Source organism: Zobellella sp. DQSA1, from assembly GCF_041950555.1.
GTDB lineage: Bacteria > Pseudomonadota > Gammaproteobacteria > Enterobacterales > Aeromonadaceae > Oceanimonas.
Map to the genome: position 1 here is coordinate 3,156,038 of NZ_CP169531.1, position 23,258 is coordinate 3,179,295.

19 protein-coding genes are annotated in these 23,258 nt (G+C 60.5%); 12 read left to right on the top strand and 7 right to left on the bottom strand.

The window, feature by feature from the left end; genetic code table 11:
* Positions 1–14 precede the first annotated feature (14 nt).
* Positions 15–314, top strand: coding sequence for a DNA-binding transcriptional regulator Fis (gene fis, locus ACEVBK_RS15130; protein ID WP_094038614.1), 300 nt, complete (start codon positions 15–17; stop codon positions 312–314).
* A 99-nt stretch (positions 315–413) separates the two neighbouring features.
* Here the strand turns inward: fis and purT are convergent, their stop codons facing one another.
* Positions 414–1,589, bottom strand: a complete 1,176-nt coding sequence (purT, locus tag ACEVBK_RS15135) for a formate-dependent phosphoribosylglycinamide formyltransferase (RefSeq protein WP_375058586.1) — start codon at positions 1,587–1,589, stop codon at positions 414–416.
* Between the two features lie 86 nt (positions 1,590–1,675).
* The gene (locus ACEVBK_RS15140) at positions 1,676–2,611 is read right to left on the bottom strand and encodes a diguanylate cyclase domain-containing protein (RefSeq protein WP_375055743.1); all 936 of its coding nucleotides are present in this window, start codon (positions 2,609–2,611) and stop codon (positions 1,676–1,678) included.
* Between the two features lie 428 nt (positions 2,612–3,039).
* Between ACEVBK_RS15140 and mgtE the strand changes: the two genes are divergently transcribed.
* Complete coding sequence (gene mgtE, locus ACEVBK_RS15145; RefSeq protein ID WP_375055744.1) at positions 3,040–4,389, top strand: magnesium transporter; 1,350 nt, start codon at positions 3,040–3,042, stop codon at positions 4,387–4,389.
* Positions 4,390–4,441: 52 nt separating this feature from the next.
* Here mgtE and ACEVBK_RS15150 read toward each other — a convergent pair whose 3' ends face one another.
* A complete protein-coding gene (locus ACEVBK_RS15150) occupies positions 4,442–5,929 on the bottom strand; it encodes a S8 family serine peptidase (protein WP_375055745.1) in 1,488 nt (495 codons plus the stop codon).
* 150 nt (positions 5,930–6,079) lie between these two features.
* On the bottom strand, positions 6,080–6,610 hold the full coding sequence (locus ACEVBK_RS15155) for a glycine betaine ABC transporter substrate-binding protein (protein ID WP_375055746.1): 531 nt from the start codon (positions 6,608–6,610) through the stop codon (positions 6,080–6,082).
* 188 nt (positions 6,611–6,798) lie between these two features.
* On the opposite strand from ACEVBK_RS15155, the gene ACEVBK_RS15160 reads away from it, so the two are divergent.
* From ACEVBK_RS15160 to ACEVBK_RS15175, 4 genes are all read left to right on the top strand, one after another.
* Positions 6,799–7,770: an HlyD family secretion protein gene (locus tag ACEVBK_RS15160; protein ID WP_375055747.1), complete on the top strand. Its 972-nt coding sequence runs from the start codon at positions 6,799–6,801 to the stop codon at positions 7,768–7,770.
* Complete coding sequence (gene rbbA, locus ACEVBK_RS15165; RefSeq protein WP_375055748.1) at positions 7,767–10,448, top strand: ribosome-associated ATPase/putative transporter RbbA; 2,682 nt, start codon at positions 7,767–7,769, stop codon at positions 10,446–10,448. The genes ACEVBK_RS15160 and rbbA overlap by 4 nt, the downstream gene beginning before the upstream one ends.
* The gene (locus ACEVBK_RS15170) at positions 10,445–11,560 is read left to right on the top strand and encodes an ABC transporter permease (protein ID WP_375055749.1); all 1,116 of its coding nucleotides are present in this window, start codon (positions 10,445–10,447) and stop codon (positions 11,558–11,560) included. The genes rbbA and ACEVBK_RS15170 overlap by 4 nt, the downstream gene beginning before the upstream one ends.
* Positions 11,561–11,881: 321 nt before the next feature.
* Positions 11,882–12,616, top strand: coding sequence for a hypothetical protein (locus tag ACEVBK_RS15175; RefSeq protein WP_375055750.1), 735 nt, complete (start codon positions 11,882–11,884; stop codon positions 12,614–12,616).
* Positions 12,617–12,686: 70 nt separating this feature from the next.
* On the opposite strand, the gene ACEVBK_RS15180 is transcribed toward ACEVBK_RS15175, so the two are convergent.
* Positions 12,687–13,355 (bottom strand): LuxR C-terminal-related transcriptional regulator, encoded by a 669-nt coding sequence (locus tag ACEVBK_RS15180; protein WP_375055751.1) that lies wholly within the window; start codon positions 13,353–13,355, stop codon positions 12,687–12,689.
* A gap of 246 nt (positions 13,356–13,601) precedes the next feature.
* Between ACEVBK_RS15180 and ACEVBK_RS15185 the strand changes: the two genes are divergently transcribed.
* Complete coding sequence (locus ACEVBK_RS15185) at positions 13,602–14,300, top strand: hypothetical protein (protein WP_375055752.1); 699 nt, start codon at positions 13,602–13,604, stop codon at positions 14,298–14,300.
* A 604-nt stretch (positions 14,301–14,904) separates the two neighbouring features.
* On the opposite strand, the gene ACEVBK_RS15190 is transcribed toward ACEVBK_RS15185, so the two are convergent.
* Positions 14,905–16,350 (bottom strand): NAD-dependent succinate-semialdehyde dehydrogenase, encoded by a 1,446-nt coding sequence (locus ACEVBK_RS15190; protein ID WP_375055753.1) that lies wholly within the window; start codon positions 16,348–16,350, stop codon positions 14,905–14,907.
* A gap of 649 nt (positions 16,351–16,999) precedes the next feature.
* Between ACEVBK_RS15190 and ACEVBK_RS15195 the strand changes: the two genes are divergently transcribed.
* Complete coding sequence (locus tag ACEVBK_RS15195) at positions 17,000–17,914, top strand: LysR family transcriptional regulator (protein ID WP_375055754.1); 915 nt, start codon at positions 17,000–17,002, stop codon at positions 17,912–17,914.
* A gap of 7 nt (positions 17,915–17,921) precedes the next feature.
* On the opposite strand, the gene ACEVBK_RS15200 is transcribed toward ACEVBK_RS15195, so the two are convergent.
* Positions 17,922–19,085: an FAD-dependent monooxygenase gene (locus ACEVBK_RS15200; RefSeq protein ID WP_375055755.1), complete on the bottom strand. Its 1,164-nt coding sequence runs from the start codon at positions 19,083–19,085 to the stop codon at positions 17,922–17,924.
* Positions 19,086–19,304: 219 nt separating this feature from the next.
* Here ACEVBK_RS15200 and ACEVBK_RS15205 point away from each other — a divergent pair, with 219 nt between their 5' ends.
* The 4 genes from ACEVBK_RS15205 to ACEVBK_RS15220 are packed head-to-tail and all read left to right on the top strand — an operon-like array spanning position 19,305 to position 23,255.
* A complete protein-coding gene (locus ACEVBK_RS15205; protein WP_375055756.1) occupies positions 19,305–19,841 on the top strand; it encodes a flavodoxin in 537 nt (178 codons plus the stop codon).
* On the top strand, positions 19,829–21,379 hold the full coding sequence (locus tag ACEVBK_RS15210) for an AMP-binding protein (RefSeq protein ID WP_375055757.1): 1,551 nt from the start codon (positions 19,829–19,831) through the stop codon (positions 21,377–21,379). The genes ACEVBK_RS15205 and ACEVBK_RS15210 overlap by 13 nt, the downstream gene beginning before the upstream one ends.
* Positions 21,376–22,215 carry a hypothetical protein gene (locus ACEVBK_RS15215; protein WP_375055758.1) on the top strand — a complete coding sequence of 280 codons (840 nt, stop codon included), beginning with the start codon at positions 21,376–21,378 and terminating at the stop codon, positions 22,213–22,215. Before ACEVBK_RS15210 ends, ACEVBK_RS15215 begins: the two co-directional genes overlap by 4 nt.
* Positions 22,212–23,255, top strand: coding sequence for a 3-oxoacyl-ACP synthase III family protein (locus tag ACEVBK_RS15220; RefSeq protein WP_375055759.1), 1,044 nt, complete (start codon positions 22,212–22,214; stop codon positions 23,253–23,255). Before ACEVBK_RS15215 ends, ACEVBK_RS15220 begins: the two co-directional genes overlap by 4 nt.
* Positions 23,256–23,258 lie beyond the last annotated feature (3 nt).

The following is a 23,258-nucleotide window of genomic DNA, read 5'->3' on the forward strand; positions in this document are numbered from 1 at the left end:
AGAGCAGACCGAATATGTTCGAACAAACTACGACTTCCGATGCACTGGTTACTACTACTAAATCTCCGACCTCCGAGCAGCCCACCCAGCGCCCGCTGCGCAACTCGGTGGAGCAGGCCCTGCGCAATTACCTGGCTCAGCTCAACGGCCAGGAAGTAACCGAGCTGTATGAGTTGGTCCTCGCCGAAGTCGAAGCGCCCATGCTGGACGTGATCATGCAATATACCCGCGGCAACCAGACCCGCGCCGCCAACATGATGGGCATCAACCGCGGCACCCTGCGCAAGAAGCTGAAAAAGTACGGCATGAATTGATCAAACATCGGTCAAGGCATTGAATTCGAAGGCACCGGTCACCCCGGTGCCTTTTTTCTGCGCCTGAAAGGCCACGCCGGGCTTGCGCGGCCATAGGGGTCAGAACTCGACCTTGACCGCGGCCGCGCTGCGGCGGGCCTTGTCCCGGGCGACATCAATGCTCTCGCCACGGGCCAGGGCCACCCCCATGCGGCGGCGGCCCCGGATCTCAGGCTTGCCGAACAGGCGCAATTCGGTGTCGGGCTCGGCCAGGGCTTCGGCCAGGTTGCCGAAGCGGGTCAGGGTCGAGTGCCCCTCCGGCAGAATCACCGCCGATGCCGAGGGCCCCTGCTGGCGGATAAGGGGCACCGGCAGCCCGAGGATGGCCCGGGCATGGAGGGCAAATTCGGACAGGTTCTGGGAAATCAGGGTCACCAGGCCGGTGTCATGGGGACGAGGCGACACTTCGCTGAACAGTACTTCATCACCCCGGATAAAGAGCTCCACCCCGAACACCCCGTAGCCGCCCAAGGCGGAGGTCACCCGCTCCGCGACCCGCTCGGCCTCGGCCTGGGCCGCACCCGTCATCGCCTGGGGCTGCCAGGACTCCCGGTAGTCGCCGTCCTCCTGGCGGTGACCGATGGGGGCGCAGAAGCTGGTGCCGCCCGCATGGCGCACGGTCAGCAGGGTGATCTCGTAGTCGAACTCGACAAAACCTTCCACTATCACCCGGCCGCCGCCGGCACGGCCTCCTTCCTGGGCACAGAGCCAGGCGGCCTCGATCTGGCTGGCGTCCTTCACCGTGCTCTGGCCCTTGCCGGAAGAGCTCATGATCGGCTTGACCACGCAGGGCAGGCCAACCTCGGCCACCGCCGCCCGGAATTCCTCCCGGCTACCGGCGAAACGGTAGGGCGAAGTGGCCAGTCCCAGCTCTTCCGCCGCCAGCCGGCGGATACCTTCCCGGTTCATGGTGAGCTGGGTGGCACGGGCGGTGGGCACCACGGTGAAACCTTCCCGCTCCAGCTCGGCCAGGGTGTCGGTGGCGATGGCCTCGATCTCGGGTACGATAAGGTGTGGCCGCTCCTGCTCGATCACCTCCCGCAGCGCGGCTCCGTCCAGCATGGAAATAACGTGGGAACGGTGGGCCACCTGCATGGCCGGAGCATGGGCGTAGCGATCCACCACTGTTACTTCCACCCCCAGCCGCTGCAGTTCTATCACGACTTCCTTGCCCAGTTCGCCGCCGCCGCACAGCAGCACCCGGGTGGCCGAAGCCGAAAGAGGAGTTCCCAGAATGGTCATAATCATCTGTTCCTGTTGATAAAAGTGTTCACATTATAAAGACGGATAGCGGCCGTTGTCCGCTCCGCGACCGCCGGACATCAGCCGTATTCGATACGATTGCGGCCCCGCTGCTTGGCCCGGTACAACAGCCTGTCCACCGATTCGAGGAAGGCCAGGGGGCTGTCTGCCTCACCGGGGATGAGGGTGGACACTCCCAGGCTGAGGGTGACGGTAGGGCCGGCACACCCATCCGGATGAGACAGGCCCAGCTCGCCAAGCAACTGCTGGCAGCGCTCGGCCACGGTGCGGGCGGCCCGGGTATCGCTCTCGGGCAGGATCAGCACAAATTCCTCACCGCCGTAGCGCCCGACGAAATCCCGGGGGCGGGTCGCGGCCCGGTTCAGGGTCTGAGCCACCATTATCAGGCAGTTGTCACCCTGGATATGGCCGAAATGATCGTTATATTCCTTGAAGCAGTCGATATCCAGCAGCACAAGCGACAGCGGTTGCCGCCGACGCCGGGCGTCGGCCCATTCCTGCTCGAGGGTCTTGTCGAACATACGCCTGTTGGCCACGCCGGTGAGGCCGTCCCTGAACGACAGCGCCTCCAGTTCCTTCTGCAGTTGGAGAAGCCGTTGCTCGGTTTGCTTGCGCTCACTGATATCGAACATAAAGCCGACCAGCGACTCCACCTCGCCCCGCTCGTTGCGCACCACATGCACCACGTCACGGATCCACACATAGTCCCCGCTCTTGGTCAGGGCCCGGTAATCCGCTTCGTGATCGGTACCGGCCTGGGACTGGCTGACGCAAAAGTCCACCACCCGCTCCCTGTCCTCCGGGTGCATCCGTTCCACCCAGTCGTTGACGCTGGTCCAGCTGTCCGGCGACCAGCCCAGCAGCGCCTCGATCTGCGGCCCTATGTAGCTGAAAGTCATGCTGTGCCAGTCTATTTTCCAGGGAATCGCCTTGGTGGACTCCAGCAATGTCCGATAGACATCCCTGTCGGCATCAAATCCATTTGCACAGGTCATGGCAGCGTCTCGTTGTTATGGGTAAAAGGGCGGCCAGGCTCCGCCTGGCACAGAAATGAGTCTACGACAAAGCTCGAGCGGCGGACAATGTCAAGCTCGCCCCCTCAGCAGGGGCCGTCTTGTGGACGGCGTTACTGCGGCTTGGGGATGTCGTTCATTTTCTCCGGGCCGTCGAGCTGCAGTTCCAGCTTCTTGGGATGGATGTCCCCCATCTCGCATTGATATGGCTCTTAAAATCGGGTAGATTGCGCGCGCCGAATATCCGGCTTCACGGTAGAGATACTAATGGAACCCAGTAGTTGTTGTTTGCACACAACCACTTCCGAGCCTTGTAACAGGCCGGGGGCTGTTGCCGTCCGTTAGAGCTCTCCACCGCCCATCTCCGCGGTCGTCGCCACGGGCCAGACAGGCCCGGCCGGGAGATAACCATGACCTACGCTATTCTTTCCGAAGCGCTGCGCGCCGCCATGGCCCGCCACGATGACAATGCCATCACCCACCTGATCGCCGAACTGCAGCCGGCGGATCTGGCCGATTTCCTGACCCAGGAAAATCCGGCCTCGGCCCTCGACCTGCTGCGCCATCACCCCCTGCCGGAGCAGGCCGACACCTTCGGCTATCTGGAACAGGAGCGGCAACTGAGCCTGGCCCGCCTGATGCCGGAACGGGAACTGGCCGCACTGATGGCCAGGATGCACGCCGACGAGCGGGCGGATCTGTTCAACCAGCTGCCCGAGCCGCGCCAGGAAGCCATCCTGCGCCACATGGCCCGGGGCCAGCGCGAAGACGTGCGCCGCCTGGCCAGCTACCGGGAGGGTACCGCCGGTGCCCTGATGACCACCGACTATGTCACCGTGCCCGAGTTGGCCAATGTGGCCGAAGCCCTGGCCCTGGTGCGCCAGACCGCGCCGGACGCCGAAACCATCTACCAGCTCTATGTACTGGACGATCGGCGCCGGCTGGTCGGCACCCTGTCGCTGCGGGAGCTGATCCTGAACAGCCCCGCCTCCGGTATCCGCTCGCTGATGACCACGGAGCTGGTCCTGGCCGAGGTGGAGCTGCCCCAGGAAGAAGTGGCCCGGCTTATCAGCCGCTACGATCTGCTGGCCCTGCCGGTGGTGGACGCGGAGCAGCGGCTGGTGGGTATCGTCACCTACGACGACGCCATGGACGTGGCCGAGGAAGAAGCCACCGAAGACATCCACAAAGGCGGCACCATCGGCAAACTGGAGGGTGGCCTGCGCCATGCCAGCCTGTTCACCCTGTACCGCAAGCGCATCGTCTGGCTGCTGCTGCTGGTGTTCGCCAATCTCTTCTCCGGCGCCGGTATCGCCCATTTCGAGGAGACCATAGAAGCCTACATAGTGCTGGTGTTCTTTCTGCCCCTGCTGATCGACAGCGGCGGCAACGCCGGCTCCCAGGCCGCCACCCTGATGGTGCGCGGCATCGCCACCGGCGACGTGCGGCTGGTGGACTGGGGCAGTCTGCTGGGAAGGGAGATGATAGTGGCTGCCGGCCTGGGCCTGACCATGGCGCTGGCGGTGTCCCTGCTCGGCGCCTTCCGTGGCGGAACCGATATCGCCCTGGTGGTGTCATTGAGCATGCTGGTGATCGTCATGGTCGGCAGTCTTATCGGCATGGGCCTGCCCTTTATCCTGAACCGGCTGGGCTGGGACCCGGCCACCGCCAGCGCGCCCCTGGTGACCACCATCGCCGATGCCAGCGGGGTACTGATCTACTTCAGTATCGCCACCAGCATACTGGGATTGCCGGCCTGATGGCCCCGAAACGGGCGTCCACCGGCCCGGCAGACACCCGAACACACTGTCGTCAGTTGCAGTTCAGGGCGCCCACCACAGCCGGGGCCCAGGCGATGCCCTCCCTCACGCCATCAAAAGACTGGCTGATAAAAGGGTGGGACAGGGGGGCTTGCCCGCGCCGAGTGGCGTGACAGCCGAGCAGGGAAGACACCGTTTCCGGGCTCAGCCCCGGAGCGGCTTCCAGCATCAAGGCCGCCAATCCGGCCACATGGGGCGCGGCCATGCTGGTGCCGCTTTTTTCGGTGGTACCCCCTCCCATCGCCAGAGACAGTATTCCCTTGGGCTGGATGCCGCCGCAGGTGTTGTCCTCCCGGCTGGAGCCGGGCGCCGATACCACCACGCCAGCGCCGTCGGTAGTGAAATAGGAGGCGGTGTCCGCAAGAATGCTGCCGTGCAAGGCCCGGCACTTGCTGGTGCCATCCTGGGCAGTGGTGCTGGCCACCGCGATGGCCTGGGGACAACCGGCGGGCACCATGTCGGAGATCTCCTTGTTGGGATCGTTGCCGGCAGCCGCTACCACGATCACCCCCAGCTGCTGCAGCAGGGTCAAGCTCTCGCTGATAAGGACGGCCCCGCTGTCTTCCTCTCCGGGCTGGCAGTTGCCCGGACGGGCCAGGCTCATATTGACCACATGCCGGCCTCCGATGGCATGGCTGGCGATATGGTCCAGCCCGGCCAGCAGGTTGGAGTCGTAGCCGTTACCGGTACTGTCCAGTATCTTGACCGAGGCGATGGCCGAATCCGGCGCCACCCCCACCACATAGAGGTTGTTCCGGCGCGCACCCGCTATCCCCGCCACATGGGTACCATGGCCGTTATCGTCGGCGCCGCCATCCGGTTCGCAACTGGCCGCCGCAGCCGTCCCCAGACAGGTGACGCCGCCGGCGTAGCCGTCCACCAGATCGGCATGATTGCCATCCACACCGGTATCGACCACCCAAACGGTAACACCCAGACCGGTCGCCTTCTCTCCCCACACTTGATCGCCACCGATGCGCGCCACCCCGGCCGGGATAGTGTCACTGAACGCACCACCACCATCACCGCCATCACCGCCATCACCGCCATCACCGCCATCACCGCCATCACCGCCATCATTGTTGTTGTTCCTGCAGGAAGGCCAGGGGCTACAGCTGCCGGGGGGCGCGGCAATGCCCAGCCGCCGGTCCGGGATCAACCGGACGATACGCTGATCCTGGACCAGAGCCCAATAGACCCGCTCGTTCGGCACCAATACCGCCGCTCCGTTGAGGGAGGGAAAGTCGAAACGCACCACGGCGCCGGCGCCCCTCAGCAACCGTGCCCCCTTGCCCGGTTCGAAGGTATCGCCGAACAACACCATGGCCATGCAGGGGGTGACCAGGGATTCGGATGACTGGTCTGGGCTCGGACAGGGTTCGAACCCCGCCCGTATCAAACCTTGTGCCGGCTGCGCCGAAACGGCACCGACCAGCAACCACCCCGCCATCCCGAGCAGAGTGTTCCGGATATAAGACATGATATGTTACTCCTTTAACATTGAGAGACCGCCAGCCTGGCTGCTGACCCTGTTATCCCGCTCCCTGTCTCCCCTGTTAAAACTTAGCCGTCCCGCGCCGATCCGGACAGCAGCAGGACCAGATTATCCATACCGTGAGTAGCATCCGCCTCAGTCGGTGCCTTCTTTTCGCGCCAGCCAGGCCTCGGCCGCCTGTTTCGGATCACCGCCGGCTTCCCACTCGGCCAGCACCCATTCCAGATCCTCCTGCTGCCAGCGCAAGCCGGCCAGGATCTCGAGTGCCTCGGGCGCACTCCGTTCCAGGGCCCGGCGGGCCAGGGTATGGGGCCTGTCGCCTGCCGGCCAGTCGACCTCATCGAGACGAGGCCCCAGGTAATTGGGTCCCAGATCATGCAGCCGTTCGAAGAAACGCTCCACAAAGGGGGACGAAGCCTCGGGCATCCAGATGCTCAGGCTGACATCCGCCTCGCCGGCCCACAGCCGCTGCCAGCTCTGGCCGAGATTGGCCTGGCTGATGCTCACCTCAACACCGGCCTGCTCCAATACGACAGCGGCCATATGGCTGCTGGCCAGTTCCTGGCGTTGTTCGCCACTCAGCAGACGGACTTCTTGTCGAACTTCGCCGCCGCAGCCCCCCAATAACAAGGCCAGTACCAGCCCCCATCTTGTTGTCCGGCTCATCGTCTGCTCCTGCCTAAAAAGCGTAAGAGTGCCAAAAAGTCGTGGCCGGGTCATGCCCGCTGTTCATCCGACTGAACAGCCGCTTTCACAAAATCAACTCGGGGTGGATGCAATATATACCCATTTGGCTATAGTGGTCGGAGCAGACAAGGCAGCCCTCTCAATAACAACAACACAGGGATAACAACATGGGTAAAGCGATAATAGTGGGTGCCGCCGTGCTGGCGGTGCTGGCGATCGTGGCCGGCCAACACTGGCTGGGCAGCGAGGAGCCGAAGGGCTTCACCTCCGGCAATGGCCGCATCGAGGCGGTGGAGCTGGACCTGGCCACCAAGTACGCCGGGCGTCTGGCCGAGCTGAAGGTGGTAGAAGGCGACTTTGTCGAGGCCGGCCAGGAACTCGCGCTGATGGACACCGACAATGTGCGCGCCCGACTCCGCCAGGCCGAGGCCCGCCTGCGCCAAAGCCGGGATCACCAGGTCAGCAGCCAGGCCCAGGTGGCCCAGGCCGAAAGTCAGTTGGAATGGCGCAACCAGCAATTGCAGCGCTATCGCACCCTGCATCAGCGGGGCGTGGTGCCCCAGGCCCAACTGGACGAAGCCCTGGCCGCTCAAAAGGTAGCCTCCGCCGCCCTGGATGCGGCCAAGGCACAGGCCGTGGCCGCCCTCTCGGCCATCGACGAGGCCGCCGCCGCCCTCGATGCCCTGCAGGTGGAGCTGCAGGAAGCCAGCCTGTTGGCCCCGCGCGCCGGCCGGGTCCAGTACCGGCTGGCCAACGTGGGCGAAGTGCTGCCCGCCGGGGGCCGGGTGCTGACCCTGCTCGATCTGACCGATGTCAGCATGTCCATCTTCCTGCCCCAGACCGTCGCCGGCCGGGTGGCCCTGGGTGCCGAGGCCCGTATCCTGCTGGACGCACTGCCGGGTCGGGCCATTCCCGCCGAAGTCAGCTTCGTCGCCGGCGAAGCCCAATTCACCCCCAAACAGGTGGAAACCCGCAACGAGCGGGACAAGCTGATGTTCCGGGTCAAGGTGCGCCTGCCGGTGGCCTTGCTGGAGCAGCACCTGGAGCAGGTCAAGACCGGGCTGCCCGGGGAAGCCTGGATCCGCCTGGCTGCGGATCAACCCTGGCCGAGCCGGCTGGAGAGTGACCTGACGTTATGAACAGCCTCCAGTTAAGCGGCGTCGGCTATCGCTACGGCGCCACCCCGGCCCTGGGCGATGTCGCCCTGAGCCTGGCCCCGGGAGAAAGCCTGGGCATCATAGGGCCGGACGGAGTCGGCAAGTCGACCCTGCTCGACCTGATCGCCGCCAGTCGCAAGCCCCAGCAGGGCGAGCTCCGGGTGCTGGGAGCCGATGTTCGCGATCCGGCCGCCCGCCGGGAAATCTGCAGCCGGCTCGCCTACATGCCCCAGGGCCTGGGCAAAAATCTTTACCCCACCCTGTCGGTATGGGAAAACCTGGATTTCTTCGGCCGGCTGTTCGGCCAGGATGCCATTACCCGCACCCAGCGAGGCGAACAGTTACTGAAGGCCACCCGTCTGTGGGACTTTCGCGAACGCCCGGCGGGCAAACTCTCGGGCGGCATGAAACAGAAACTGGGGTTGTGCTGCGCCCTGATCCACGAACCGGATCTGCTGCTGCTGGACGAGCCCACTACCGGGGTGGATCCCCTGAGCCGGCGCCAGTTCTGGGAACTGGTCGGGCAGATCCGTGCCCTGCGTCCGGCCATGGGCCTGCTGCTGGCCACCGCCTATATGGAAGAAGCCATGGCCATGGACAGGGTCATCGCCATGGATCAGGGCCAGGTGCTGGCCGAAGGCCGCCCCCGCCAGTTGCTGGAGCAGACCGGCAGCCAGACTCTGGAAGAGGCCTTCGTGGCCCTGTTGCCCGAGTCCCGCCGAGCCGGCTTTACCCCCTTCAGCCCCCTGCCCCTGGCCGGAGCCGATGAACACGTTGCCATCTCGTCCCATGAGCTGACCTGTCGTTTCGGGGATTTCACCGCGGTGGACAAGGTCAGCCTCACCATTCGCCAGGGAGAAATTTTCGGCTTTCTCGGCTCCAACGGCTGCGGCAAGACCACCACCATGAAAATGCTGACCGGCCTGCTGCCGCCGACGTCGGGCAGCGCAGAACTGTTCGGCGAGGCGGTGACCGATCACAGCCTGGCGGTGCGCCGCCGAGTGGGTTACATGACCCAGGCGTTTTCCCTCTACGGTGAGCTGTCGGTACGTCAGAACCTGATGCTACACGCCCGCCTCTATCAGTTGAGCGACAAACCCGGCCGGGTCGAGGCCATGCTGTCCCGTTTCGAGCTGACCGCCGTGGCCGAACATATCGCCGACGAGCTGCCCCTCGGCCTGCGCCAGCGCCTGCAACTGGCGGTGGCGGTACTGCACGGACCGGCCCTGCTGATCCTGGACGAGCCCACCTCGGGGGTGGACCCCATCGCCCGGGATCAGTTCTGGACCCTGCTGCACCAGCTATCGCGTCGGGAGGGGGTGACCATCTTCGTGTCCACCCATTTTATGAACGAGGCGGCCCGCTGCGATCGCATCTCGCTGATGCATGCCGGCCGGATCCTGGCCGAAGGTACCCCGGCGCAATTGCAGGCGGATAGCGGCCAGAACGGCCTGGAGGCCACCTTTATCCATTATCTGGAGCAGGCTCAGCCTCCGTCGCCATCGGGCGAACTCCCCCCGCCCGGAGCAGAGGACCACACCACTCAACCCCGCTTCTCTCCGGCCCGGCTCTGGGCCTACGGCCGACGCGAAGCCATGGAGGTCCGTCGGGACCCCATCCGGCTCAGCTTCGCCCTGCTTGGCACCCTGCTGCTGATGGTGGTATTCGGCTACGGTATTTCCTTCGACGTGGAACGCCTGCCTTACGCCCTGTTCGATCAGGATCAGAGCACCGCCAGCCGGGCCTATGCAGAACAGTTGGAAGGGTCCCGTTACTTCGAGGCACGGCCGCCGGTATTCAGCGAGCAGGAGGCGGAACGCCGGCTACAGAGCGGTGAACTGCGGCTGGTGGTGACCCTTCCTCCCGGCTTCGGCCGGGATCTGCGCCGGGGAAGGCCGACCGAACTGGCGGTGTGGCTGGACGGAGCCATGCCTTTCAGGGCCGAGACCACCCGAGGCTATCTGCTTGGCGTGCAGCAGGGTTTTCTGGCGTCCTACCTGCGGCAGGATCGCCCGTCGGTCAGCCTGGAAACCCGCTTTCGCTACAACCAGGATTTTCGCAGCGTCAATGCCATGGTACCCGGGGTGATCATGCTGCTGCTGGCGGTGATCCCGGCCATGCTGACGGCGGTGGGAGTAGTACGGGAAAAGGAGCTCGGCTCCATCCTTAACCTTTACGCCACTCCGGTCAGCCGGCTCGAATTTCTGCTGGGCAAGCAACTGCCCTATATCGCCATTGCCCTGATCAACGCCCTTTGCATGGTGCTGCTGGCACTCTGGCTGTTCCGGGTACCGGTGACCGGCAGCTTCGGGGTGCTGGCCCTCGGCTGTCTGCTGTACGTGGCGGCCACCACGGCCATCGGGCTTTTTATCTCCACCTTCGTACGCACCCAGGTAGCGGCCCTGTTCGGTGCCGCCATCCTGACCATCATGCCGGCGGTCAACTTCTCCGGGCTGATCGTACCCATGTCGGCCCTGACCGGTGTCGCCAGGTGGATAGGTCTCGGTTTTCCCGCCGGCTATTTCCAGACGGTGTCGGTGGGCACCTTCGCCAAGGCACTGGGCTTTGCCGAACTCTGGCCCAGCCTGCTGTGGTTGGCCGCCTTCGGGATTGTCTTTATCACGGCCAGCGTACTGGCCATGCAGGAGCAGGAGTCATGACGTCCTTTGTGCGCATCAGCTGGGCCCTCGGGTTGAAAGAGCTCGCCAGCCTGCTGCGAGATCCGGTGATGCTGTTGCTGATCCTCTACACCTTTACCCTGGCCATCTACTCGGTAGCCAAGGGTGCCAACACCGAGGTGCGCAACGCCGCCATCGCCATCCAGGATCTGGATCACTCGCCCCTGTCCGAGGCCTTGGCGGAGGCCTTTCTGCCCCCTTATTTCAAACCGCCACTGCGAGTGGATACGGATGCCGAGATCAACCGGCTGCTGGAGCTGGGGGAAGTCACCTTCGTATTGCAGATCCCCCCTCGTTTCAGCGCCCGGGTACACGCCGGCGAGCCGGCGGAGCTGGCATTACAGGTGGATGCCAGCGCCATGAGCCAGGCCGGCATCGGTGCCGGCTATGTAGAGCAGGTACTGGTGCAAGCCCTGAGCCAGTACGGCCGAACGCGGCAAGCGGCTCCGCTCGAACTGGAGATCCGCGCCTGGTTCAACCCCAACCTGGACACCAGCTGGTTTATGTCGGTGATGCAGTTGGTCAACAACGTCACCCTGCTGGCCATTATCCTCACCGGAGCCGCGGTGATCCGGGAGCGGGAACACGGTACTCTGGAGCACCTGCTGGTGATGCCGTTGTCGGCCACCCACATCATGGTGGCCAAGATCTGGGCCAACGGCCTGGTGATACTGGCGGCGGCCATGATCTCCCTCTATGCCGTGGTACAGGGCCTGCTGGGCGTGCCGATACCGGGTTCGATAGCCCTGTTCGCTTTCGGCTCCCTGATCTACCTGGGATCGGTCACGGCGCTGGGCATCTGGCTGGCCACCCTGGCCAGGACCATGCCCCAGTTCGGATTGCTGGCCATTCCGGTATTTGTGCTGATGCAGTTGCTCTCGGGGGGAGTCACCCCGCTCGACTCCATGCCCGAACCGTTACAGGGACTGATGCAATTCTCCCCCTCCACCCACTACGTGGCCATGGCCCAGGCCATCCTCTACCGGGGGGCTGGGATGGACGTCGTCTGGCCCCAGTTGCTGGCCATCGTCACCAGTGCCCTGGTGTTCTTCATATTGGCACTCCGCCGTTTCAGGAATATGGTCGCGGGCTGACCGCCATGCTTCACGGGCTCCCCGGCGGAGCCCGTGGTCATGCCGATACCACCAGATACTGTCGCTTGCACGCCTGGCCGACGCGGGGATGGGATGGATGGCAGAGAGCGCGGGTTCTTTTCGCCAAGTCATAAGCTTAGGCTATCACCAGGCCAAAGCGGGAGGGAAACGACGCTCGAAAAGGCCGTATTATTTTTTCACCGCCCAGGCTTCTTTTTCATCGATTTATGGTAACGTGCGCCCGCCTGCTGCGAGGCGCCGGTCCTATGCCGGACTCGTTTAGGTAAACCTTTGTTTTTCATAAACTAAATGGATTCTCAGATGCGTCTATTGACCCTGTTGAACGCGGCCGTACTCAGCCTGCTGCTGAGCGCCTGTGTGGCCCCCATGCTGGCCATGGGCCAGGGCCAGTTGATGTGGGCCCTGCTCAAACCCCTGGTGGGGCTGGACCCCAACACCACCAACCTGTTCGAACAACCGGTGATCAAGACCCGGATGACCGGCCTGCTCGGGCCCCATTACGACACCACGGTGAACCTGCTGCGCACCGCGACCGAATTGCAGCAGGAAGGCCCGCTGTTCTACCTGGCTTCCCGTTATAGCCCGCAGGAAGGAACGGAGCGAGCCGGCTTGGTGTGGAACTCGGAAACCAACCAGATCGCGGCCCTGCTCAATACCGGCGAGCAGACCAAGGTGTTCACCGAATCCCATACCGGCCGGGCGGCGGTATGGCCCGCCGCCATGCAGGACTGGCTGAACCACAACACGGCTCCGGCGCTGCAGTCCCTGGCCGGCCCCGTGAGCTCCCCTCAGCAGGCCCCGGTGCTGACACCGCAGAACCCGGCGCCGCAAGTCCAGGCCCTGCCGGCAACAACCGAAGAGCCCCCCCTTGGACAGTTGCAGGCCGAACTGGCCGAAGCCAGGGCCAAGTTGCAGGCGGCGGAGCGGCAGCTGCAACAACTGGAAAGTGCCCCGTCCTCCGAACCCGACAGCACCGCCCAACCGGGCGAACACGACAGGGAAGCCGCCATGGCGGCCATGTTTAACGGCAACTAACAAGCCGCGCCAGACAAGCAGGGCTACGGAGCCTGGACGGGGTAGCGCCAGCAGAGTCTGGGGCCCTGTGTTAATCAATCAGCCGGTGTTTGTTGGCAAAGACAAACAACTCCAGCCTGCCGGATAGCCCTAGCTTGGCGTATATGGATGTCAGGTGGTTGCGGAGCGTATGTTCACTGATGTAGAGCCGCTCCGCTATTTCACGAATCGGCATGGAGGCATCGCGCCCGATCTCGGCGACGGCCCGCCGCTCCTTGCGGGTCAGTTGGTCGATTTTCATCATAATGGGGTTTTGTTCAGTTTTCTTGCTTGTCAACTTGGTCAATATCCGCCCTGCCGCCACACGATCGACCCACATTTCACCGCCGGATACGCGGCCCACCGCTTTCAGCATCACTTCGACAGGGTCGTTCTTCCTCACGACCCCCCTTGCGCCGGATAACACGACAGCATCATATAGATCAATATCTTGCGAACTGGTAAGCACCAATACCCTGGCCTTGCCCACGTCGGCCAGCGTGCGTACCGTATCCACACCATGGCTGCCATCCAAGTCCAGCAAGACCAGATCCACCGGACCATCGTCCAGCAGAGCCAATGCTCTCGCCAAACAGCCCGTGCAGCCGCTGGCGATCATTCGGGGATAACCACTTTCAAGGGCTTTAAGGAGCCCCCATTCCACTATCGGGAATTCGGTCATCAGCAGGACACGTATGGCGTTTGAGTTTTCCTTTTCCACGTTACCAATCCTTTGGCTCGCGACGCTGAGTTGAAAAAGACATGACATTCATCCTGAATTTAAGAGCAAGAATTCACATATAACAACTACAAAAGCAGCCAGTATCTCCTGCGCACCTTGGTCATCACTTCATCTAGAGTTCTGACATGACCTGTAACTTCTGCGCAAAGCTAGAGGAAAACAGCATCATCCATGACCCGTTTCCAGGGAAAGGAACAGGTATAACAAGGCACAAGGAGAAGTAGCATGATAATCAGACCGATGACCCTCGGCGCCAGCCTGCTGGCTGGCGCCGCTACCCTGCTAACCAGCACAGTCTCGATGGCGGAAGAGCTCTGCCCAGTATCGGATGAGCCCCGGGTAACCGTCTCCCCCGGCACTATCTATGTCACCGGCTCAGGCCCCTGGAGCGAAGACTTACTGCTTACCGTAGACCTTATCGACAACATCCCTTCCTACAACAGCCTGGATGTCAAATTCGATGGTGACCTGGCGTACAGTGGTGAAAAAGCACCAGGTCACAACATTTGTACCAACCAAACCGGTGGCACCGGCACCTGCAGTGTGGGTGGCGCCGAAAATGAGGTCGTCATCGCCTACACCGCCACCTTCGAGGCGCTGGGCTCCTATTCGGTGGAAGTCAGTGCGGAGAAAAGCGGCCCCAACGATGTCTGCGAAACCGCCTATCTGTCGGTCGTGGAGTTCCTGTCCGTCGAGTTCAAGGCACCGCCGGCCATCGCCAATGAATATATCAACGCCCACTATTCCGACCTGAGCGGCAAGCGCCGTGGATGCGTTATCTCCAAGATTGCCTCACACCATGCCAAGGAGTCCAAGTACGGGGCCAAAGGTGGTGACGCCGAGCTCTATCCCGAGACTGGGTATGATGTCGGAGCCATCTATGACGATGTGGACTACTACTTCATCACTTCCTGCACCAAATAGTTTCTCGTCTGTTTTCCGGTGAAAGCGAGATGGACCGCCGGCCCTCCCACATACAGGGAGGGCTGGATTTAAACGATATCTCCCTTCCCGAGGGCAAGAAATGAAAATCCCTGCCGTGCCGATTGCCTTCATCGGCCTTCTGTTGTTCGGCCCGCTCACGGCTCAGGAGAGCCGTTCGCTCATGGTGCTGAGAGGCACTACCCAGAGCATAGACGTATTGGATAAAGAGCCGTCACCGACGTCGCAAGCGGAAGAAGCGTTCCCTCCCGACGAGGGGGAAACGGGGCTGAGATGCCGCCGGAAGAGGAAGTGAACGACACCGACTCCAATTGATTGCCACCAGCCCGACGCAACAACGGAGACAAGTAGCCCCAGGTGACCAGGATGGGCAGAAGCCCCGCTCCGTAGCCGACGCCATGCTGGAACGGCTGCTCCGCTGGCTGCCATGAGGACCGCTTGGAACCTCTTATACTCGACCCAAGCATCCTACTCCGCCGACAGGCCGTAAACCCTCCATGGAGGCTCCGCAACGTGTCGGTGGTGGTGGCCCTGTTGACTCTTCGCTAGGTGGTAACAGACAAGCTTCGCAAACGGGTTCTGAAGGCTAGCCCAGCCCCCCCAGGTTGACGTACTTGGTTTCCAGAAACTCCTCCAGGCCGATGCGGGCGCCTTCCCGGCCCAGGCCGGATTCCTTGACCCCGCCGAAGGGGGACACCTCGTTGGAGATGATGCCCTCGTTTACCCCCACCATGCCCGACTCCAGCGCCTCGGCCACCCGGAACACCCGGTTCAGATCCTTGGTGTAGAAGTAGGCCGCCAGGCCGAAGGGGGTGGCGTTGGCACGGCTCACGGCCTCGCTCTCGTCCTGGAAGCGGAAACAGGCCGCCACCGGGCCGAAGGTTTCCTCCTGGGCCAGTTGCATGTCTTCATGGGCATCGCGGATCACGGTCGGCTGGTAGAAGGTACCGCCAAGCGCATGGCGTGCCCCGCCGCACACCAGCTTGCCACCCCGGGCCAGGGCATCCGCCACGTGGCGCTCCACCTTTTCCAGCGCCGCCGGGTTGATCAACGGTCCCTGCTGGGCGCCGGGGGTCAGTCCCTCGGCCACCTTCATGGCGGAAGCGGCCTCGGCCAGACGGGTGACGAAGGCGTCGTAGATGCCGTCCTGCACGAAGAAGCGGTTGACGCACACGCAGGTCTGGCCGGTGTTGCGGAACTTGGAGGCCAGGGCCCCGGCCACGGCCGCATCCAGATCCGCGTCGTCAAACACGATAAAGGGCGCATTACCGCCCAGCTCCAGGGAGAGCTTCTTCACCGTGTCGGCGGCCCTGGCCATCAGCAACTTGCCCACCCGGGTGGAGCCGGTAAAGGACAGTTTGCGCACCACGGGGCTCGCCATCATGGCCTCGCCGATGGCCGGGGCATCGCCGGACACCAGGTTGAGTACCCCGGGCGGCATGCCCGCCCGTTCGGCCAGCACCGCCAGGGCGTTGGCACAGAGGGGCGTTTCCTCCGAGGCCTTGGCCACGGCGGTACAACCGGCGGCGATGGCCGGCCCCACCTTGCGGGTCAGCATGGCGAAGGGAAAATTCCAGGGGGTGATGGCGGCAATCACGCCCACCGGCTCCTTTATCACCCAGAGCCGGTTTTCCTGCTTGGGGCTGGGAATGGTTTCGCCGTAGGCGCGCTTGGCCTCTTCCGCGAACCACTCGAGGAAGCTGGCCGCATAGGCCACCTCGCCCCTGGCTTCGGCCAGGGGTTTGCCCTGCTCCAGCACCATCAGCTCGGCCAGCTCGTCCTGGTGCTGCATCATCAGCTCGTACCAGCGGCGCAGCACGGCGCCCCGCTCCTTGGGTGTGGTCTTGCGCCAGCGGGCCAGGGCCCGCTCGGCGGCGGCGATGGCCTCGCCGGTTTCGGCGCCGCCGCAACGGGCCACCTCGGCGATAACCTCGCCACTGGCCGGGTTGCGCACCTCGTAACTGTCGGGGACGGTACGCCACTGGCCGTCACAATACCAGCCGGTTTGCCACAGGGGGTTGGAAGTATCCATCTCTCGCCTCTCCTCAGGGGTGAATATGCAACCATTTCTTTGTTAGAGAGTAACGTCAGCTGAACAGGGTGTATAGGTGCAAGCGGGGTCCCGGGGTGGGACCAGCAAAAGCAGAGCTGGCCGGTGAACTTTTCTGGTACGCATCGAGGTCGCTGATCTGACCGGCCCGGAAACGATCTGCGATGATTTTGGGGGCAATGTCCCGGACGGGGTATTGGTAGACGAAGTGTTGGACACCTTGTAGCGCAATAAAACGGGGAAGATATATTAGCCGGCTGGTAGTTTACATCTGGAAAATCTGGCCTAAAAGCTGCGCAGGCCCTGGGTATATAAGCGTTCGAAACTGTCGCCGGGTTAATAACAGCGGAAGTTGCCACTACCCAATCATATTCCGACCTATTCCCTGTATCCTACTCTGTGCGAAGATATCGACATCACATATGCAACATCATCAAAAAGTCCATTGAACTTCAAGGCTTTGAAATGGCAAAGACTTTGTGGCAAAATTCATTTGAATCATGCTCAACGCTTACATCCGGCACGATTCACCTAGTCCGGCACACAATGAAATAAGTGCCGTCCCCGCCGGGTTGTCGTCAAAATTCCTTTTCTTTATCTACAATAGTGGTCGCCAAGGCAGGTCTGATCAATGCTTATTAAAAATTTCAACCACGTGAAAGCATTCTTGCAGGTTATTGATAGTGGCTCAATACAGGCGGCATCGAGAAGACTCAGGAAATCGCAAACATCCATCAGCAACAGTGTTGTTAAACTGGAAATCGACCTCGGTATAGACTTGCTCTGCAGGGAAGGGCACAAAGCCATGCCCACGAAAGAAGCGATAAAGCTGCTTCCCTACCTCAGGAACCTGCTCGACTACTCTCATGTCATTGATGGTGTTGTCGACAGCCTTCAAACCAGCAAACTGGCGCTTGAAATATTCGTCGACAATGCCATCCCGTCCAGTATCTGCCAAGCTATTGAACACCTCATCGTCAGCCAGCAGTTCGAAACTGTGACTATCAAGAGGGGCTCCCCCGCAGATAGCATGAAGTTCCTGAGGGATAACGGCGCCCAAGTTGCCATCACGATACACGAGGAGCTGAAAACCAAGCACTTTTCCCAGTCCGTACTAGGGTATTGCAGAGGCGTTGTCGTATGTCATCGCGATTTCCCGCTTGCTAATGCCAGCATTACTTGTGCCAGCGACCTCGTGCGCTACCGGCAGATTTGTCTTTCCTGCTCGGACTCTGAAGTTGCCCCTTGCTTTCGCCCCGTCAGCGACGATGTATGCTACGTCGAGCAGTTCTACGACATGAAGTCGTTGATCATGCAGGAGTTGGGCTGGGGGGTACTGCCCTTGCACATTGTTAAAGACTCGCTCGACGACGGTACCCTGATCGATCTCAGTAAACATTACGAAGATGGTGGCATACTGACCAAAGTCTACTGCTACTTCAATACCCAGCTACTTCACTACGACAGCTTCAAGCACTTTCTGGAAGCCTCCAAACGCATCACCCAACCTCTGGAACCTGTACCTCAGCGAGCCATCACGGCCTGATGCATCTTCAGGTTTCAGTATCAAGATCACAGTCCATACGCTTGAGCTGCCGATAGAAACTGCGATTGAATACCTGCTGCTGATATTGAACGACCGCGGCGGGAATGCATTGCAGCCCAAGGGTTCTCAAGCGCCTCAAACCGGGGTTGCTGACGTGTGCGACCGCACCCGCCCAGTACGACAGCGAACACAACCGTGCCACTCTCCGGTGACGCAATCGGCAAAACAATTTTGATGCGCATTCCGGATCCCGTGTTCTTAGCAATGGTCCCAGAATAGCGGCATCTTCCAAGGCCATGGCCGCACCCTGCCCCAGATTGGGTGTCATCGGGTGGGCAGCATCCCCCATGAAAATGATATCCGGCCCCACGGGCATGAAAACGGGCCCGTCAATAATCGGATGCCGTAAAAAGGTGGTTTCCGAATCGATTCTCTGGGCTATTACTTTCCCCATGGAGCCAAATCCGTTGATCGAATCCTGCACCTCTCTCCACCCCCTACGAGCGGCGGATTCTTCGTCCAGGCTGGATTCGGTCAGGTAGACATAGAGCTGCCTGCCCGCCGTAGGAATAAAGCCGAGGCGAGACCTCCCGTTTTGAAGTTCATAGGACTCACTGTCATGGTCGATATCATCCAGCAGAAATCGCCAGCAATGCTGGCCGGTCTCACGATATCGGGTCTTGTGCTGCTGAACTCGCTCACGAAGTGTTGAATGGGCACCGTCGGCCGCCACAATCACCCGGCATACCCGTCGCCCGCCGTCGCTTAACTCGACATTCAGTCGGCCATCTCCCAGTTTTGTCCAGGCTTTGATGGTGGTATTCAATGCCACGCAATCAGAATCGACACCTGCTTGAAGACAGTTCAACAGCTGGTATCTGGGCAATCCCAAGGCGCGGCCCTTCACCGCGATACTCATGGCCTTGGGGCAGTCCCGCGTCCCGAGGTTAATCCGCTTGATACTGTGGCCCCCCCCCAGATCACCCGCGGATACCCCAATGCAGGACAGGGCCTTCAGCGCATTCTCCTGCAGCAGTATTCCCGCCCCACCGGTTTCAAGCGTCGATCGGCACTCCACCACTGACACCGACAGGCCGCCATCCAGCAGCGACCGGGCCAGAGCCAGCCCCGCAATCCCTCCTCCCTGAATGACCACATCAACTTCACCCATTGTTCTCTCCCGCAGAGTCACTTTTCGATACTACCATCGGCCAAAAATTTATACCTAGGGCAACTCCAACTAAGAATTAGCGGGCCAATTTCAACAAAATATAAACCATTGAAATTCGGCGAAGCATTGCCTGTTGATGTGTGATTTCAGCACTCGGAAAAACGGCCTTTAGAATCTTGGCATCGCTAACGCACCATCAACCGAGGCGAAAGCAAAAGCATGAAAATTGGAGCCTACTACGCGACGACATCGGGAAACACCGAAGTTATCACGGAACAGATTGTAGCTTGTCTTGGCAACGACACCGTGACGGCCAATGACATAGAGGAAACAGGGTTCTCCGGGTATGACGAGTACGACATTCTTCTGTTCGGGGCACCCACATGGGATTACGGTCACCTGCAGTCAGACTGGGAAACCTGCTGGGAAGAATTCAAGGCACTCGACCTGACAGGAAAGTTTGTCGGGCTCTACGGCCTCGGTGATCAGTTCGGCTATCCGGATTGGTACCTTGATGCCATGGGTATGATCCACGATATAGCGGTAGAAAATGGCGCCACCATTCTGGGGCACTGGGCCACTAGTGGATATAGCTTTGAAAAATCCAAGGCGCTGACCGAAGACGAGACCCACTTCGTTGGGCTCGCGCTGGATGAAGAATCTCAACCCTTGGAAACTCCTCACCGAATTCAGCAATGGTGTCTCAACATTTTGGAAGAATACGCCCACGCCTTGGAGGGATCATGCCTGTCTTAAACAAGCCTTCGAACCTGGCCGAACAGCTCCTCTACCAAAACGGCCTGGATGAGGCTCTACCTATTTACGAGTTTAATGGCCATACCATAAGCCGTTATCAGCTCAAAGAGGATGTGTCCCGTAAAGCCCTACGCTTGTCGACACATTTTTCACCAGGAGACAAAGTACTGATCTGCCTCAATGATAGCCCTTCACTGGTCAGTCTGTTCCTCGCTTGTATTGCTATCGGTGCTATCCCCGCCGTGATCAATCCCCGGTGCCGAGACATCACACTTGAAAATATAATTTCGACCGGGAACGCAAAGGCACTGTTTGCCTTGCCCACTCGGGAGTTCGGCGCCCGAATTACTGCCAATATAAAAATCTTTACTGACGAAAATGCCGATCATGTCAACTTTTCCGACTTCGGGCTGAACTGCGATAGCCTCGATGGCCTTGCTCCATCAGAATTCCACCAGCAAAGCGAAGACTGTTGTGCATACCTGCAATACACATCCGGGTCCACGGGAATCCCTAAAGCGGTCATGCACAGCACGCGGTCGACATTAAGCTTCTGTCAGGCAGTGGCTCTTGATTACCTCGATGCCAAACCTACCAAGAGAAGCTACTCGGTCCCCAGGATGTTCTTTGGCTACGGCATGGGTAACAGTATTTTCTTTCCTCTCTACGCCGGCCTGCATGCCTATCTGCACACCAGTTGGCCTACTCCAGAGCTGGCAGCCCATACAGTCGAATCGTTTGATCCCTCCTATTTTTTTGCAGTCCCCAGTATCTACCGCCATCTGCAGCTCCATGCCCATTGTCTTTCCCGCGTGGAAATCGCTGTGTCCGCCGGCGCCCCCTTACCTGAGCCGGAATACGCCTTTTGGCGAAAACAGGGACTGCACCTGAGAGATGGACTGGGCACCACGGAGATGGGGCACATCTTTATGGCGCAGCCGCACTCGTTGAATGATTACAGCTGCGCAGGAGAACCTTTAGCCGGCTTCCACTGCAAAATCGTCGATTCCTCGGGACGAATTGTCATTCACTCCGACGAGGAAGGCGACCTCTTCGTTCAGGGGCCGAGCATGGCCTTAGGCTACATGGGACAGCCCGAAGAGACGAGAAGCCGTTTTATGAATGGCTGGTATCGAACCGGAGACAGGGTATGTCGCGACAAGAACGGTTACTTCCATTTCCGCGGGCGTGCCGACGATCTCTTTAAGGTAAAGGGACGCTGGGTCACGCCACAGGCCATCGAGACCCGGCTGCTCAGCCGTTTTTCATCTGTCAGCGAGGCCGCTCTGGTTGCCAGTTCCCCAAGCAATGACCTGCACCCCCCCACGCTCTTTCTGGTGGGTGATCACATTTCCGAAGCGCTCCTGACCGAGATCAAACAGTGGCTGAAACAGGAGTTTGAGTCGCCCATGGTCCCGCGATCGGTGCTGGTCGTCGATTCACTTCCGCGTAACGACAACGGCAAGGTCGAACGAAAAGCCATTGCACAACTGGCACATGAGGAGCTTCACAACTACCTGCAGGGAGAGGCCGTATGAACCTCCAATCGGTATCCTGCTGCCTGCCCGAGTATCTGAGCCAACTCGACCCCCGTCCCTATGGCTATGCCCGGCCGGTCGCGACCGCCGGTAGTGTGGGGATCGAGTTCCTTAAAATAGCCGCCGACCAAGCCTTAGAAATGGCACAGTGCAAGGCGAAAGATATCGACCTTATCGTGAGCCTCTCCTGGTCGCCCGATCACATGATTGACGATCCAGCGATCATGGGACCTCGCGTAGGGCACCCTTTGCAGAAGCTTATTGGTGCAACTAACGCTTTCGTCTTCGATATGATGGACGCAAGCCTCGCCAAAACCCTGCATATCATCAACCATTTCGCACTGATGCAGTCGATGAGGCGTGTTCTGGTGGTCCGCATGGACGTCGGTCACGGTCTGAGTGCAGACGAAACGTCCGGATTCCGCATTCCAGACGGCGCCTTTGCGTTGGTGCTCAGCCCAGACCAGAATGCACAGTTTCACCGACAGAACATCTCTGGTGATTTTCAACCACTAAAAGTGGACCTCAGGTCCAATATCCTAAGTGATAAGGGTATCAAGGCGAGCTTCTCTTTTCCGTATCAGGAATCGCTGTGCCGGAGCGTGGAGGAAACCTATAGATACCTCTCGCACTTTGGAGGCCCCACCAGGCGGTACCTGTGCGAGCGATGGTTTTCCGATGAATCCCATAACAAACCTTGCCTGGGGCCCTTCGAGCTTCCCTTTCAGCTGCACCATGAGTGCACCCCGTCAGAGAGTTATCTCGTCGTGAGTTTTGATCCTTTTAACCTGAGTGTGGAAGCGACAACCCTTTCAAGAAAGAAGGCACTAGCATGAAATCAGTGAAGTTAAGTGCGCTCACCGTTCAGATGCCCCGTCGATCCTACGCGAACGACGACCCGGTATTTGAGCGATTACCCGAAATGTCCAATCGCTGGTGGAAGTTCTGGGGCGTCCAAAAACGAGGCTATTTCCGTCCTGAAGATGGCGAGAACGAGTATCGTGCTGCTGCCGAGTGCGTGAAGCGTATCCTAACATCAACGGGGCTCGTCCCGGACGACATCGATCTTGTTATCTGCGCCTCGTCCTGCCCGGTTATGACAGATGGCCCCGATGAGCTGGCAAAGCGCCCCAGGCTCTATCCCCGCCTGAACGCCGCGCTTAAACGCGACTTCGGATTCAGCAATGCCCTGTGCTGGGACGTACAAATGGAATGTGCGAGTTTCTTGCTGGCAATGGGACAGGCTACGGCGTTCATCAAGAGTGGACAAGCCCGCAATGCCTTGGTGATTTGCAGCGAGTACATATCCAACATGCTCGATTTTACCGCACGAAGCGCGACCATATTCGGGGACGGTTGTGCTTGCGCATTGCTGACAGCCAGCGATGACAGCTGCTCCGATATGCTGGCCATGGCGCAATCGAGTAATGCTGATTTTTACGAAATAGCGACCGGTCGCTGGCGACTGCCGGAAAGCCCCTGCAGCTCAGACACCTACAAGCTCTACTTTACCCTACTCGAAGAAGGCCAGGCCAAGATGCAGGCTTTTGTTCCGGAGGAGGTGCCCAAAGTTGTCAGACAGGCGCTCGCACTCTCTGACCTTACCTTCCGTGACATCGATTTTTTCGTATTTCACCAGCCATCACCCTTCCTGGTTCATGCTTGGGCCTCCGGCGTCGGATGTGAAGAGGAACGAACCCTTCTCACTATGGAAGAACAAGGCGTGATGGTCTCGGTATCGCTTCCCTTCACGCTGTTCAAAGCACTACAGCAAAAGCGTATCCAGGCCAGGCAGCACATAGTTCTCGCAGGCGCTGCCACGGGATGGGGGTTTGCTGCACAAGTTTGGAAGATGGACGATGTCGTGTTGTGTTAACAG